A 14,900-nucleotide genomic window follows, 5' to 3' on the forward strand; every position below is an offset into this window, starting at 1 on the left:
GCATGCACTACGTCGATGCATGCTGTCTTAATATTAACCCTCCTTTGGCCGCGATTCGGAGTTTCTTAGCGCTTTTATGCGAATGGTAATCCGACATAATTTTCAGCCAAAACCGTTGCCGCAGCTCTTGAACTGACCAGATAGTCCAACTCGGCACGTTGCAACTCCTGCTGAAATGGCGAGGCGTCATCAAACCGATGCAGCAGGCTAGTCATCCACCAGGAGAAATGCTCGGCTCTCCAAACACGTTTAAGCGCGTCCTCTGTATAGGTGGATAACCGTTCTTCCTGGCCCTTTTTGTAAAATGCCTCCAGCGCGATCGACAGCAAACGTACATCGGCTACCGCCAGATTCATTCCTTTGGCACCAGTCGGAGGCACGATGTGTGCAGCGTCACCGGCCAGAAAAAGACGGCCATATTGCATCGGGGTCGAGACAAAGCTGCGCATGCCGATGATATTCTTTTGAAAGATTTTTCCTTCTTTCAACTTCCAGCCATCGCTACTTTCGAGTCGCGTATGCATTTCCGACCAAATTCGATCGTCGGACCAGTTGGCCACTTCGTCTTTCGGATCGCATTGAAAATAATGTCGCTGGACCGTGGGGGAGCGCGTGCTGACCAGCGCAAAGCCACGTTCATGCTGCGCGTAGATCAGCTCCTCCGATGAGGGAGCGGACTCGACCAAAATACCGAACCAACCGAAGGGATAGATACGTTGATAGTCGCGCCGCAGTGGTTCTGGAATAGTTGGGCGTGCAATACCATGAAAACCATCACAACCAATCACGAAATCGGCAGTTAATTGCTGCGATTCACCGCCATGGGTAAAACGCACTGAGGGTTGCTTACTGTCAATATCATGCAGGCTGACAGCGCTGACTTCGAACAAGAGTTGTCCCGCGGCAGCGATGCGCGCCGCGACCAGATCCTTGATCACTTCGTGCTGCGCATAAACGGTGATAGCACGACCGGTGAGTTCGTTCAAATCAATGCGGTGGCGTTTGCCGCCGAACGCTAGTTCAATGCCGTGATGCAGCGCACCTTCGCTGCGCATTCGAGCACCTACACCAGCTTCGCTCAATATGTCCATCGTGCCTTGTTCCAGCACTCCGGCGCGAATGGTGGATTCGATGTCAGCCCGGGTGCGCGATTCCAGGACGACCGATTCAATGCCCTGCAAATGCAGTAAATGTGACAACAATAATCCGGCAGGACCGGCTCCGACGATGATGACCTGAGTTTTCATGTGGATTCTCCATTTTGGTACTATTCTTTTAATGACATCTATCGTAGTCCAAGCTTGATCAATAAAAAATGGATGAAACCGTCAATTTCTTGTACTATTTTGACAGAGACCACCAATACGGAAAGCGTCATGAGAACGCCCGACATCCCGCAGTTCACGCTTTACGGCGAACTCGCCCCAATCAATTCTGCTGAATTCCTGCATATCGAATTGATTGAGACGCGCAGTCGTATGTACGACTGGCACATCGCCAGTCACACCCATCAAGGATTATTCCAGATAGTGTTTTTGCTGGGAGGGCAGGTCAAAGCCCGGATCGATAGCGCCACTTGGGATTGCACGGGTCCGACCGTCATCACCATTCATCCCTCGGTGGTGCATGGATTCGAGTTTTCGAAAGAAGCGCATGGCTTTGTGTTAACCATGGATCAAAGTCTCCTGTTCGGTACGAAGGCAACACAACATGACGACATTTTTTCCGACCTGTTTTTGGAACCCCTCGCAATTGACTTGTCCGCAGCACCCGAAATACGCCAGCGCATAGAGTCATTGCTAGGGCATTTAATGGCTGAGTTCGCCCGTCCGCTGGACGGTCACGCATTAATGCTGGACTGGCTGGCACGCAGCGTCTTACTGCTGTTATTACGCCAGCACACAGATTATCGCAGCGCTAACATCAGCGGACGAGATAGCTTCGAAACGTTCAGTCGCTTTCGGGCGCTGGTCGAAGCCCATTATCAAGAACAATGGAGCGTAGCGCAGTATGCCCATCAGCTGCATATCGCTGAGATTCGCCTAAACCGGTTATGCCTTAAATTGGGCGGAAAAACGGCCTTCGATATGGCACAGCACCGTCTGATGCTGGAGGCGCGACGCAAGTTAACCTATGTGCCAGCCAGCGTATCGAGTATCGCTTATGAACTCGGATTTCAGGACCCGGCATATTTTAGCCGCGCGTTCAAACGTCACACCGGGATGACGCCCAAACAATTCAGACAGCAAAGTGTATCGGCAGAACCCTGATGAAGACAGTATCAAGATTAGCCGTTGACGGGTGCCCCTTTAATTGCATCTTACCGCCCTATCTTTCAGCTAACTTTTTTTGCCAATAATAAAGCGCAGCAAGTATTATTTGCGCAACGCGCATCTGCGAAAAAAATGAATACACAGGAGGTACTTTGATAAATACACAATTCGAGCAAAAATTGTCATACGATGGCGTCGCTCGTGCGCTGCACTGGCTAACGGTACTTTTGATCTCGGCGCAATTTGTCATCGGATGGCTCATGGACGATGTCGATCGCAATACCAAAGTTGAGGGCGGCATCTGGTGGCATCTCTTCGTTGGCGGAGCATTGATCCTCGTCATTTTCATTCGCGTGGTTTGGCGTTTAACCCATTCACCACCCCCAAGTAGATTGACACCCCTGCTTCGTTTTCTATCGGGAGCAACCCACTTTCTTTTGTATGCTGCGCTGGTTGTCACACCGCTTCTAGGATGGGCAAACGCCTCATCTCGCGGTTGGGTCGTGCGGATTTTAAATATAATTCCCTTGCCTGCGCTGACAGCCAAAGGTTCACCTCTGGGGCATTCAATGGGAGACGTGCATGGTGTTATGGCCTGGGTACTTTTCGCGCTAATTGTTTTGCACGTCTCTGCTGCATTATTTCACCGCTTCGTTTTAAAAGACCAGGTGATGGGCAGAATGATTCGCTAATAACGCGAGAGATGAACGTTGATCGCGTTCCCCTGCAGGCGAAATAAAATAAAAAGGAAGATTAATACAAAAAACGATGCGGAGACGAACGTCTCCTGCGAACGCCGACGGCCAACGGCCAACGGCCGTCAAAAATAACAAGCCGGTAACGGATCTGCAACCATCACGGCGCAGACCCGGATTACCCTATTTACTTACGTAACCTAAGTTCAGGCTTGTGCAGCTTTCAACGCAGCATTAAACGTCGCGCTAGGCCGCATGACCGCTTTGATCTTGTCAAGATCAATCAGGAAGTAACCACCGATATCCACCGGTTTGCCTTGCACCGCCTTGAACTCAGCTGCGATTTTTTCCTCGTTGTCCGTGAGGGACTTGGCTAACGGGGCAAAATGCGCTTGCAATTGCGCATCTTCGGTCTGCTGCGCCAATGCTTGAGCCCAATACATCGCCAGATAGAATTGGCTGCCGCGATTGTCGAGTTCACCGGTCCGTGGTGATGGCGATTTATTGTTATCGAGCAATTTTCCGGTGGCGTCATCGAGCGTTTTGGCCAGGATTTTAGCTTTATTGTTGTCGGTTTTGATGCCGACATCTTCCAGAGAAACAGCCAGTGCCAGGAATTCGCCTAACGAATCCCAGCGCAGGTGATTTTCCTCGACCAGTTGCTTGACGTGCTTCGGGGCAGAACCGCCGGCACCAGTTTCAAACATACCGCCACCTGCCATCAAAGGCACGATGGAGAGCATTTTGGCGCTGGTACCCAGTTCCATAATCGGGAACAAATCGGTCAGATAATCGCGGAGAATGTTACCGGTCACCGAGATGGTGTCCTTGCCGCGGATGACACGTTCCAGGGTGTATCGCATGGCGCGAACCTGAGACATGATCTGAATATCGAGGCCCGAAAGATCGTATTCTTTCAGGTAAGTTTTGACCTTCTTGATCAATTCGGCTTCGTGTGGGCGGTACTCGTCCAGCCAAAAAACCGCTGGCATGCCGGATAGCCGGGCGCGTGTTACCGCTAATTTTACCCAGTCACGGATCGGTTCATCCTTGACCTGACACATACGCCAGATATCGCCCTCTTCCACATTTTGCTCTAACAATACGTTGCCCTCAGAATCGACAATGCGCGCTACGCCATCGCCAGGCACTTCGAAGGTTTTGTCATGCGAACCATATTCTTCCGCTTTTTGCGCCATCAGGCCAACGTTCGGCACCGTGCCCATCGTAGTCGGATCAAAAGCGCCGTTAGTTTTGCAGAAGTTAATCATCTCCTGATAGATCCGGGCAAACGTGCTTTCCGGAATCACAGCCTTGGTGTCTTTTGGACGGCCATCTGCGCCCCACATCTTGCCGCCAAGACGAATCATGGCAGGCATCGAAGCGTCCACGATCACGTCGTTAGGTGCGTGCAAATTGGAGATGCCTTTGGCTGAATCAACCATGGCCAGTTCTGGACGATGTTCGTGACAGGCATGCAAATCGAGTATGACTTCATCTCGTTTCGATTCCGGCAATGTCGCGATCTTGTCATAGACACTGCTGAGACCGTTGTTGGCGTTGACGCCGAGCTCTTCGAATAACTTTTCATGCTTGGCAAAAGCGTCTTTGTAGAAAATCTTCACCGCATGGCCGAAAACGATCGGATGCGAGATTTTCATCATTGTTGCTTTAACGTGAAGCGAGAACATGACGCCGGTTTCGAGGGCGTCTTCCATCTGCTCTTCGTAGAACTTGCACAGCGCCTTCTTGCTCATGAACATGCTGTCAATGATTTCGCCCTTGAGTAGCGATACTTTGCTTTTCAATACAATGATCTCACCGCTCTTGGTGACGAGTTCCATTTTGACGTCACATGCCTTGTCCAGCGTCAGGCACTTTTCGCTGGCATAGAAATCGCCACCGTGCATATGTGAAACATGGGTGCGGGATGCCGGGCTCCATTTAGACATGGAGTGCGGATTCTTGCGTGCGTAACGTTTGACGGCAGCAGGCGCGCGACGGTCCGAGTTTCCTTCGCGCAATACCGGATTGACCGCGCTTCCCAAGGCCTTTGAATACCGCTTGAGAATCGATTTCTCTTCATCGGTCTTCGGATCTTCAGGGAAATCGGGAATGGCGTAGCCTTTTCCCTGTAGTTCCCGGATAGCAGCAACCAACTGAGGGACCGAAGCGCTAATGTTAGGCAGCTTGATAATATTGGTATCCGGCTCCTGAGTGAGGCGACCCAATTCGCCCAAATTGTCTGGCACTTTCTGGTCTGCGGTCAGGCAATCTGGAAATTCTGCAAGAATCCGTGCGGAAACCGAGACGTCGCTCTTGACGATGTCGATAGCGGCGGGCGCGGTAAATGTCCTGATGATAGGTAGGAAAGAACAAGTTGCCAGGCGCGGCGCTTCGTCAGTAAGCGTGTAGATGATGGTTGATTTACCTGCAGTCACGGTGATCCTCTTGTCGTTGTGTGTCTTGTTAATGTATCGATGTGCCGTCTCGTTGGACGGCGCTCCCTGTCGCCATTCACGATAACTTGCTCAATTAATCTGTAATGCACTTTCAGGGAGAAATATTTCACAATGCGAAATGCCATATCATCGCGATATGATAAGTTTACTCGCACTTCGGCCACTTCGGTAAAAGCGCTCAAGAAAAAATCGGCGAATGTCTCCAGCGACATTGCTGCGACATCACTTTATGCCGCTTCTGGGCGGCAATATCTTAAGGGTCGCTTAATTCTTTAAGGTTAAACTCTTCAAAATACGCATTTTTTGCTCCGCGTCATAAAGTTCGCCTCAAGTGACTTAAATTAAGGAAAACTCCCATGCGTCTGTTATTGGTCGAAGATGATCTGATGGTCGGTGAAGCCGTGCGCAAGGGGCTACGATTGGATGGATTTGCGGTGGATTGGGTGCAGGACGGCAAAACTGCCGAAGCCGCAGTCGCACAGGAAGATTATGAATTGCTCCTGCTTGATCTTGGATTGCCGAAAAAAAATGGCCTGGAGGTGTTGAAGTCGCTGCGGGCACATGGCTGCCGGATTCCCGTTTTGGTCCTGACGGCACGGGATGCCATATCGGATCGGGTCGCGGGGCTGGATGCCGGTGCGGATGATTATTTGATTAAACCGTTCGATCTGGAAGAGTTGGCAGCACGCATTCGCGCCTTATTGCGACGCCAATCCGGGCGCGCCGATCCCATTATCGAAGTTGGTCACGTCACGCTAAATCCCGCCACGCATGAGGTGCGGCTCCAAGGCAGCGAAGTTAGCCTGTCAGCGCGTGAATTTGCGCTGTTACGGGCTTTTTTGGACCGGCCCGGTGCGGTACTGTCACGGGCGCAGCTGGAGGAAAAGCTGTACGGCTGGGATGACAGTATCGAGAGTAACGCAGTGGAAGTGTATATCCATGCATTACGTAAAAAGTTGGGCAGTGATTTCATTAAGAATGTGCGCGGCGTCGGCTATATGGTCAATAACCCGGTCAATAAAGCGGCGTCCAAATGAAGTCTATACGCAGCAATTTGCTTTTATGGTTAGCGCTAGGATTGAGCGGCGCCATTTTGCTGGCAGGGATAGCGCTCTACTTTCAAGCGCGTAGCGAAGCTAATGCATTGTTCGACTATCAAATGAAACAGATCGTCGCCTCGTTACCACGGCAGGCCTTTTCTCCTATTGATTCCGATCACGACGTTGCGCCAGAGTTAACCGACGACATCATGATTCAGATTTGGGACAATACCGGCGTGGTCATTTACCATTCGCATACGCGGGCAACGCTTCCGTTGCAGGCCGAACTTGGCTTTACCAATATTCAACAAAATAACGGCATCTGGCGGGTGTATAGCGCTCAGATCGGTCATACCGTGGTGCAAGTTGCACAGCCACAAAGGGCGCGACAAATCGTTGCGGCGCAAATGGCCGTCAGGACCGTTGCCCCGTTACTCTTGCTTCTCCCTTTGATGGGGTTACTGATCTGGGTGGTCATCGGGCGCGGGCTGGCACCCATCAAGCGCGCAGCTGCGGAAGTCCAGACACGCGATTTCCATTCGCTGGCGGCGATTGAGGATGCTGGTCTGCCGCAAGAGATACAACCGTTGACGCAAGCTCTTAATGATCTGTTGGCCCGGCTCGGCGTGGCGATCAATGCACAGCGCGCCTTTGTCGCTGATGCAGCGCATGAACTGCGAACCCCGCTCACGGCGCTGCGGTTACAGGTTCAGCTTGCGGAACGTGCGGTCAGTGATGTCGATCGACAAGCATCCTTCTCGGACCTTAAACGAGGACTGGAACGTGCAACGCACCTGCTAACGCAATTGCTCACTCTGGCGCGCCAGGAACCGGGCGCGTTCGAGCCGGCGTTTGCGGACACTGACCTGACAGCGTTGCTTCAATCCGTAGTGGGTGATTTTTCTACCGCTGCGGTCGCCCGCAATATCGATCTTGGCATCACCACCGCCACGCAGGCGACTATCTTGGGAAACGTGGACGCGTTACGCGTGCTGTTCAATAATCTGGTCGATAACGCGCTGTGTCACACGCCAGAACATGGCGTCATTGACGTATCGATCACCGCGGACCTTGATGCGGTAACAGTGACTGTACGGGATAGCGGACCCGGCATACCGGACGCGGATCTTCCTCGGGTGTTTGATCGCTTCTATCGCGCGTCTGTCAATCAGCGGCAATTTCATGGAAGCGGATTAGGTCTGGCCATCGTCAAACAGATAGCGGACGCCCACCACGCGACGGTGACCTTGAGCAACGTCATAAACCCAGGCAATACCGTCCACACCAGCAACGCCGTTACCGGCTTAGGCGCAAGCGTACGCTTTGAGGTTTGAAGAACTATGCATGGCGGCAACCAGCAAAAAAAGAATCGACGACTAAATTGCATATTTTTTTAATTTTGTATGCTTTTTTGTAAGTTCTTAAGTCTGGCTTAATTCTTTGAATTTATGCTGTATTGCACGGGATGTTTGTTTCCGCGTCGGTCATCATTTGCTGACCTGGCACTTTGTGATTCGGTGCCTGGCAGCAAGACTGATGAGATGGCGGAGCGACAGAACCCATCCACTTTCAAAGGAGTGCAGCATGAATCGTCAGACATTTGCTCGTAGCACTATCGCCGCCGCGGTGCTGGTTGTCGTTGCGGGGTTATACGTCCATTCCAACGGTATTGGCTCAGGTATCAGCGATGCCAATGCCGCAAACGTTGTGACTACGCCACTGGCATCCACTCCGCCCTCCCCACCCGTGGCCGCTCCTACCGGTAACGTAATAGCTATGCCAACAGACTTTTCTTCTATTGTTGAGCGGGCCGGCCCTGCCGTGGTGAATATTAGTGTGACCGGCAGTGCGAAGGCGAGCGATGCATCCAGCACCGAAGGTGGCTCTGGACAGCTAGACCCTAATGATCCTCTCTCTCAATTCTTCAAGCGTTTCGGCCCGCAATTACAAATTCCGCACGGGCCACAAATCATGCGTGGTTTAGGTTCAGGTTTCATCATTAGCTCCGACGGTTTAATTTTGACCAATGCGCATGTGGTCGACGGAGCCCAAGAGGTGACGGTTAAGTTGACTGATCGCAGGGAGTTCAAGGCGAAGGTGCTGGGTTCGGACAAGCAGAGCGATATAGCCGTCATCCGCATCGCGGCAAAAAATTTGCCGATAGTACAGATTGGCAATCCTGCGCTGACCAAAGTGGGTGAACCGGTGCTAGCCATAGGGTCGCCATATGGCTTTGAAAATACCGCTACAGCTGGCATTGTGAGCGCCAAATCGCGCTCTTTGCCGGACGATAATTATGTGCCGTTTATTCAAACGGACGTTGCCGTGAACCCTGGTAATTCAGGGGGACCCTTATTTAATATCAAGGGACAAGTGATCGGAATCAATTCGCAAATCTACAGCCAGACCGGCGGCTATCAGGGACTGTCGTTTTCAATTCCGATTAATGTCGCCATGAATGTCGAGCAGCAGTTGGTACAACATGGAAAGGTAACCCGAGGTCACCTTGGAGTCAGCGTTCAAGAAGTCGATCAGGCGTTGGCAAATTCGTTTGGATTGCCGAAGGCCGAAGGGGCTTTAGTCGGTTCGGTTGATAAAGGCGGCCCGGCTGAAAAAGGCGGGCTCGAAACGGGCGACGTTATATTGCGATTTAACGGCCAACAAATTGATCGTTCAGCCGATTTGCCCGAGTTCGTTGCCGATTCCAAACCTGGAACCACAGCCAATATTGATGTAGTTCGGAATGGGAAGCCTAAATCGCTAGCCATCAAAGTCGGTCAGATGGAGGTCGGCAAGCTGGCGGCGAATGATGCAAACGGTGGCGCGCAAGGTCGGCTTGGTTTGGCCGTGCGGCCGTTGAGTCCTGACGAACGGCAACAGGCCGGTGTCACCGGTGGTTTGGTAGTGGGCGAAGTATCCGGTCCTTCTGCTTTAGCCGGAATCCAGGCCGGCGATGTGATCCTATCGGTCAACGGCACTGCGGTGAGTAGCGCCGAACAACTGCGACAGTTGGCGAACAAAGCAGGTAAGAACGTTGCCTTGTTGGTCCAACGGGATGGACAGAAGATTTTCGTCCCGCTTACATTGAGCTAATATTGCCTGCGTTGGATAGTATTGGGCCGCCCGGTTTTTGACCCGGCGGTCTTTGTGCAAATTGAATAGTGAGGGCAAGGAAATTGGCAAAGGGCCACTCGTCATTTATTAACAATCATGGAAAAAATTAGGTAAAGTTACCGAGAACGATGCGCAATAACAGGATGCGAAGGCTGAGCGGCAAAGACAAAGCGCGCCTCAAAAGCTACCTGCATCATTAACAGATGACGGGTTATGAAGGAATCGAAATGTCAAAAGTGAGTTCGAAAGACGTCAATAACCTGTCGCAACATATCCTGCCATCTTCAGCCACGATGATTGGTGTCTGCATTACCGCCCTCTCGATTATTAAACTAGCCCGGTTCCATGGCCTGGCATTGCGGCTCGGGCATTTACTGGCGGTCAATAGCCTGGTGTTTCTGACCAGCGGCGTGCTGTCCTATGCTGCGATGCGATCCGCCGGGAATTCCCGACTTGAAAATTATGCCGATGGCGCTTTCATCATAGGCTTAACCTTACTGAGCTTGTCGACCGTTTTTATGGCAGTCGTGATTGCTTAGCCAGGGAGTCACTATAGCGGCGATATACGCCGCCTGCGTTGACCCACGCGAATGGATAAACAACGGAAAAACCGATTTAACTGCGTCGATGCTTCGAGATCACCAACGCAGTCGACGTTTTTAATCAAGCAATCCGGCATTCCACGTGTGCACTGTTTGCTGCTGCTCACCTAATTTCTCGATCCCAAGCCGCACGACATCGCCATTTTTCAGAAAGACCGGGGGCTTTTGGCCCATTCCTACGCCGGGTGGTGTACCCGTTGAAATGATGTCACCAGGATAAAGCGTGGTGAACTGGCTGATGTAATGCACCAAAAACGCTACATTAAAAACCATCGTTTTGGTGGTCCCATTCTGGTAGCGTTTACCGTTAACCTCCAGCCACATGGCAAGATTTTGTGGGTCACCAACTTCGTCGGCTGTTACCAGCCAAGGCCCCACCGGACCAAATGTGTCGCAGCCTTTGCCTTTATCCCAGGTACCACTACGTTCGATCTGGTACTCACGTTCGGATACGTCATTAATCACCGCGTAACCTGCGACATGGGTCAATGCGTCTGCTTCATTCACATAGCGCGCTTTGCTGCCGATGATGACCCCGAGTTCAACTTCCCAGTCGGTTTTGACTGAATTTTTAGGCATGACGATGGGATCGTTAGGTCCGCCGAAGCAGCTGGTCCATTTGTTAAACAGCACTGGTTCGGCGGGAACGTCTAAGCCCGATTCTGCTGCGTGGTCGCTATAGTTAAGTCCGACGCAAACAAACTTTCCAAGTCCGGTAAAGGGAGCGCCAATGCGCTGCGGTGCTTCAATTTCAGGCAAGATAGAGAGGTCCAGCGCGCGTAATTTATCTAAACCTGCAGGCGACAACACATCCGGATTGATATCGCTAATGATCGATGACAGATCGCGTATCTTGCCGCTGGCATCAATTGCCGCTGGCTTCTCCTGGCCCTTTGGACCGTGACGTAATAATTTCAAAATAGACTCCTGCTGTTAATTTTAAATGGATACAAAATAAGTCTGATGCCAAATTCGAAGAAAGGTTTGATACTTTGCGCGCATTGGTTGAGACTGAGCGAAGATCGTCTGGATCAGATCAATTTGACCAGCCACCGTCGATAATTTGGCTGGTACCCGTGGTGAATGAGGATTCATCCGAGGCCAGATATAACGCCAGCGCAGCGATCTCTTCCGCTCTACCTAAGCGGCCGATCGGTTGCCGGGCCACAAATCCTTGCCGCACTTGCTCATCGCTCTGACCGCTACTGTGAGACTGATCAGCGATACGACCGCGCAGAGACGGTGACTCCACCGTGCCCGGACAAATCGCGTTACAGCGAATGCCTTTTGAAATAAAATCGGCTGCCACGGATTTCGTTAATCCGATCACTGCTGCCTTGGTGGCACCGTAAGCGAAACGTACCGGCACCCCTTTAATACTGGATGCGGCGGAGGACATATTTATGATCGAACCGCCGCCATTGGCCAGCATGGCCGGCAGGAAGGCGCGAATGGTGCGATACATTGAACCGACATTGAGGTTATAGGAAAAATTCCAGACTTCTTCATCACACTCTAAAATGGTTCCATGGTGGACGAACCCGGCACAATTAAACAGAACGTCTATGGCGCCAAACTCGGCCGCAATTGCTTTTACTTCCTCGTTATTAGTGACGTCCAATTTGCGCACAACACAATTCGGTAGCGTTGCAAGTTCGGCTAACAACGTTTCGTTAATGTCCGTGGCGATCACGTTGGCACCTTCACGCAGGAACGCCTCGACGGTGGCGCGGCCGATACCCTGCGCAGCGGCCGTAATCAGCGCAGTTTTTCCAGCTAAACGATTGGTCATGAAGAACTCCTGGAAAATAATGGTGAAGGAATACAACGCTGAACTTCCAGCGTGCGCCAGCAGCAATTAACAGCGCGGATAAGGTAGGGGCTTGCGATCCGTGCATGCGATTAGAAGTATGAAGATTAAAAAATGGTGGTTTACGTGAGCGGCGAATGTGTCTGGGCCACATTGGTGTTTTGGCTAGCCTTTTTATAGCCATCGCGTACCCGCATCAGGTGACTGCGCATGGCTTGCGCGGAGCGATCCGGATCACGCGCCTGCAGCGCCGCCAGAATATCGCGGTGATCTTGAAGACTACGCTTCAAAACTGCGGGAATACTGGAAGTGATGGCGCGACTCTTTTTTCCTAATACGTACAAGCTACCAGCGATACTTTGCATGAAAGGATTGTTGCAGGCATCAATAATCACCTCGTGAAAGGCAACGTCGGCGGCGGCAAAAGTGGCTCCATCGCTGAGTAACGTGGCTTCGTTTTGCACCGTAGCTGCCAGAAAATCCAACTGTTCGTTACTGATGTGGATTGCCGCCAAAGCCGCCACGCCACTTTCAATAATGATGCGCGAATCGAACAGCGCATCCAGACTGCCTGCGTTGAGATCGATAATCATTTCTAACGGTTCAAGAAGTTCACGCGGCTGCAACGTACCGACGAAGGTCCCTTCTCCATGACGAATTCGAAGTAATCCTAATAGTGACAAGCCTCGGATGGCCTCACGCACCGCTGGACGCCCTACCCCTAGCATGCTTGCCAGCTCCCGTTCCGGCGGCAATTGCTGAGTGGGCTTGAGCTGCCCAGTGCGAATCATATGCAAGAGTCGTTGCGCTACTTGCTCGGCAACCGAGGTTTGAATGATGGGATCGAATGACATATCTATGAGATCACTTTGAAATTCAGTGGTAAGACCAATAAACGAAGAATAGGGCCGAAATTTCTTTGTGTCAATCCCGCTGGCGGTTTGATTGAGCCCTGGATGCGCTGGATTTGAACGGCAGGTGTGTACAAATTTGAACTTTAAATTAATCCTTGAATTATCAAAAAAACAACTATAGAATGTTAGTTATTGTGAAATACATAACTTTTATGACCCTGAACTATTTTTTTGTATCAAACTAGAAACGTTCAGTGGCTTGATAGATTGGTTTGGTGCGGATTTCGTTCCTGGTCTTGTTAGGACCTTCTCTCCTCAAAAGCATTTAAAACAAATGGGCACTCTCGAACGACAAAGATTTTTATGCTGCGCAATGGACTAAGTCACCGATCAGAGCAATATCCAGGCGCCTCAGCACTACCGGAGGAATCAGCAAATGACACTATCCACATCGCATCTAAAGTTATCAATCGGTGCCCTGCTGCGCGATACTGCATTGAAAGTCGCCCTACTTGCGCAGCACGCAGAGCCAGCATCCATGGAGCATCTCAGCGCTGAATGCCTGAAGTTGATCGCTATATTTGATCACGCCTTAGAACATCGCAAAGTAGCTGACGATGTCAGACACGAAGCGGTGTATGCGCAATGCGGTTTAATTGATGAAATGGTGATGTCCCACCTGCCAGAAAATGTAAAATTGAAATGGCGTGCCTCTCCTTTGCATTTCGCCTTATTTCAACATCGCGATGCAGGAGAGCGAATCTATGAACGTCTCGCAGCGCGCATGGCGCAAATATCGCCGAACCTCGCCATGTTGGAGTGCTATAGCGCGATCCTCCACCTGGGCTTCAGTGGCCGATACAAGTTAGCCGACGAGAAAGAACGAACCGCGTTAATGGCTCAACTCGATGCGCAAATTGATACGCTTCGCTCAACGCATTCCCTCGAACAGCCTGCGAGCAATGATGCAGGGGATAAAAAAAAATTCTTTGAAATTGGTGGTTTGTTGCTGCCAACACTATCTCCGTGGGTATTGGCCGGCATAACTGCGTTAGTGACGCTATTACTCTATTTTTTAGTGGGGGAGACCTTAGAAGAAATATTGACCCATTGGTAGGAACAAAAACGTAAAATACGTCTGTCATAGGGGCTTTAGCAATAATAGATTTAACAGCCGTGAATTTGCCAGCCAGTCTCTCAGGAAAGACAGCAAACTGCTTGTTTGCTGGAACCCTCATTTTTTTCAGAACGCGTCACATTCGAGGTTACATTCGAGGTTACATTCGAGCCTGGAGTATTCATGCAACTGCATTCTTTTCCCCGTCCTTTCAAAGCGTTAGTCATCGGTGCGACCGGTGCGCTTGGTGCAGCTTTTGTGAGCGTGCTGGAATCGAATCCGGATTGTTCGCTTATCGCAGCCCTCCACCGGCAATCCCAACCGCCGATCGACTTTGACCGTGAAGAGAGTATTGCCGAGGCAGCCCAGACGCTGGCCGTCAAAGGGCCATTTAATTTGATCATCAATGCCGCCGGTATACTCCACAGCTCCGACTTTATGCCGGAGAAAAGACTAGCGGATGTGTCCTATCATCAAATGATGGAAACCTTCCGGGCAAATGCTTTTGGTCCGGCGCTGGTGATGCGCCATTTTTCAAAGTTATTGGATAACGAAAGAGGTGTGATGGCGATTCTCTCGGCCAAGGTGGGGAGTATTGGAGATAATCGTTTGGGTGGATGGTATAGCTACCGCGCCTCTAAAGCAGCATTGAATATGTTCATCAAAACGGCTGCGATCGAAATCAACAGAACGAAACCCGGCGCAGTGTTGATTGCCCTTCACCCCGGCACGGTTAATTCAAGATTATCGGAGCCGTTTCGCGGGGCACAAATTGGACGCACGGCCGATGCGGCCGCCAGAGATATGCTGGACGTCATCGACAAACTTACAGCAGCCGATACCGGGCGATTTTACGCATACAATGGCGCGACGCTACCCTGGTAGCTAAATTGTCAGCGGACTCAGCAGCAGACTTAGTATCTGACTTTGTGA

13 protein-coding genes are annotated in these 14,900 nt (G+C 51.2%); 8 read left to right on the forward strand and 5 right to left on the reverse strand.

The features are described from left to right. Nucleotides 1–74 precede the first annotated feature (74 nt). The gene (locus tag JQN73_RS20285) at nt 75–1,247 is read right to left on the reverse strand and encodes a 4-hydroxybenzoate 3-monooxygenase (RefSeq protein ID WP_205320727.1); all 1,173 of its coding nucleotides are present in this window, start codon (nt 1,245–1,247) and stop codon (nt 75–77) included. 129 nt (nt 1,248–1,376) lie between these two features. Between JQN73_RS20285 and JQN73_RS20290 the strand changes: the two genes are divergently transcribed. Then, the gene (locus JQN73_RS20290; RefSeq protein ID WP_205320728.1) at nt 1,377–2,270 is read left to right on the forward strand and encodes a helix-turn-helix domain-containing protein; all 894 of its coding nucleotides are present in this window, start codon (nt 1,377–1,379) and stop codon (nt 2,268–2,270) included. Between the two features lie 182 nt (nt 2,271–2,452). Continuing rightward, nucleotides 2,453–2,965 (forward strand): cytochrome b, encoded by a 513-nt coding sequence (locus JQN73_RS20295; protein ID WP_370551377.1) that lies wholly within the window; start codon nt 2,453–2,455, stop codon nt 2,963–2,965. 209 nt (nt 2,966–3,174) lie between these two features. Here the strand turns inward: JQN73_RS20295 and JQN73_RS20300 are convergent, their stop codons facing one another. Further along, nucleotides 3,175–5,409, reverse strand: coding sequence for an NADP-dependent isocitrate dehydrogenase (locus tag JQN73_RS20300; protein WP_205320729.1), 2,235 nt, complete (start codon nt 5,407–5,409; stop codon nt 3,175–3,177). Nucleotides 5,410–5,786: 377 nt separating this feature from the next. On the opposite strand from JQN73_RS20300, the gene JQN73_RS20305 reads away from it, so the two are divergent. From JQN73_RS20305 to JQN73_RS20320, 4 genes are all read left to right on the forward strand, one after another. After that, nucleotides 5,787–6,467, forward strand: a complete 681-nt coding sequence (locus JQN73_RS20305; protein ID WP_205320730.1) for a response regulator transcription factor — start codon at nt 5,787–5,789, stop codon at nt 6,465–6,467. Continuing rightward, the gene (locus JQN73_RS20310) at nt 6,464–7,804 is read left to right on the forward strand and encodes a HAMP domain-containing sensor histidine kinase (RefSeq protein WP_205320731.1); all 1,341 of its coding nucleotides are present in this window, start codon (nt 6,464–6,466) and stop codon (nt 7,802–7,804) included. Before JQN73_RS20305 ends, JQN73_RS20310 begins: the two co-directional genes overlap by 4 nt. 250 nt (nt 7,805–8,054) lie before the next feature. After that, complete coding sequence (locus JQN73_RS20315) at nt 8,055–9,563, forward strand: DegQ family serine endoprotease (RefSeq protein WP_205320732.1); 1,509 nt, start codon at nt 8,055–8,057, stop codon at nt 9,561–9,563. A gap of 248 nt (nt 9,564–9,811) precedes the next feature. After that, entirely contained in the window at nt 9,812–10,123 is a 312-nt protein-coding gene (locus JQN73_RS20320; protein ID WP_205320733.1) for a hypothetical protein, read from the forward strand. A 120-nt stretch (nt 10,124–10,243) separates the two neighbouring features. Here the strand turns inward: JQN73_RS20320 and JQN73_RS20325 are convergent, their stop codons facing one another. The 3 genes from JQN73_RS20325 to JQN73_RS20335 form a co-directional block, all read right to left on the reverse strand. Beyond that, nucleotides 10,244–11,104 (reverse strand): fumarylacetoacetate hydrolase family protein, encoded by an 861-nt coding sequence (locus JQN73_RS20325; protein WP_205320734.1) that lies wholly within the window; start codon nt 11,102–11,104, stop codon nt 10,244–10,246. Between the two features lie 118 nt (nt 11,105–11,222). After that, nucleotides 11,223–11,978 (reverse strand): SDR family oxidoreductase, encoded by a 756-nt coding sequence (locus JQN73_RS20330; RefSeq protein WP_205320735.1) that lies wholly within the window; start codon nt 11,976–11,978, stop codon nt 11,223–11,225. 140 nt (nt 11,979–12,118) lie between these two features. Continuing rightward, nucleotides 12,119–12,850, reverse strand: a complete 732-nt coding sequence (locus JQN73_RS20335; protein ID WP_205320736.1) for a FadR/GntR family transcriptional regulator — start codon at nt 12,848–12,850, stop codon at nt 12,119–12,121. A 436-nt stretch (nt 12,851–13,286) separates the two neighbouring features. On the opposite strand from JQN73_RS20335, the gene JQN73_RS20340 reads away from it, so the two are divergent. After that, nucleotides 13,287–13,967 carry a DotU family type IV/VI secretion system protein gene (locus tag JQN73_RS20340; protein WP_205320737.1) on the forward strand — a complete coding sequence of 227 codons (681 nt, stop codon included), beginning with the start codon at nt 13,287–13,289 and terminating at the stop codon, nt 13,965–13,967. Between the two features lie 183 nt (nt 13,968–14,150). Then, nucleotides 14,151–14,852 (forward strand): SDR family NAD(P)-dependent oxidoreductase, encoded by a 702-nt coding sequence (locus JQN73_RS20345; protein WP_205320738.1) that lies wholly within the window; start codon nt 14,151–14,153, stop codon nt 14,850–14,852. The last annotated feature ends 48 nt before the right edge of the window (nt 14,853–14,900 follow it).

Source organism: Glaciimonas sp. PAMC28666, assembly GCF_016917355.1.
Classification (GTDB): Bacteria; Pseudomonadota; Gammaproteobacteria; order Burkholderiales; family Burkholderiaceae_D; genus Glaciimonas.

Bases quoted from the DNA above. Each gene is read 5' to 3' on its own strand.
- JQN73_RS20310 (WP_205320731.1), top strand. From the start codon at position 6,464: ATGAAGTCTATACGCAGCAATTTGCTTTTATGGTTAGCGCTAGGATTG.
- JQN73_RS20320 (WP_205320733.1), top strand. From the start codon at position 9,812: ATGTCAAAAGTGAGTTCGAAAGACGTCAATAACCTGTCGCAACATATC.
- JQN73_RS20340 (WP_205320737.1), top strand. From the start codon at position 13,287: ATGACACTATCCACATCGCATCTAAAGTTATCAATCGGTGCCCTGCTG.
- JQN73_RS20315 (WP_205320732.1), top strand. From the start codon at position 8,055: ATGAATCGTCAGACATTTGCTCGTAGCACTATCGCCGCCGCGGTGCTG.
- JQN73_RS20285 (WP_205320727.1), bottom strand. From the start codon at position 1,247: ATGAAAACTCAGGTCATCATCGTCGGAGCCGGTCCTGCCGGATTATTG.
- JQN73_RS20345 (WP_205320738.1), top strand. From the start codon at position 14,151: ATGCAACTGCATTCTTTTCCCCGTCCTTTCAAAGCGTTAGTCATCGGT.
- JQN73_RS20290 (WP_205320728.1), top strand. From the start codon at position 1,377: ATGAGAACGCCCGACATCCCGCAGTTCACGCTTTACGGCGAACTCGCC.
- JQN73_RS20330 (WP_205320735.1), bottom strand. From the start codon at position 11,978: ATGACCAATCGTTTAGCTGGAAAAACTGCGCTGATTACGGCCGCTGCG.
- JQN73_RS20305 (WP_205320730.1), top strand. From the start codon at position 5,787: ATGCGTCTGTTATTGGTCGAAGATGATCTGATGGTCGGTGAAGCCGTG.
- JQN73_RS20335 (WP_205320736.1), bottom strand. From the start codon at position 12,850: ATGTCATTCGATCCCATCATTCAAACCTCGGTTGCCGAGCAAGTAGCG.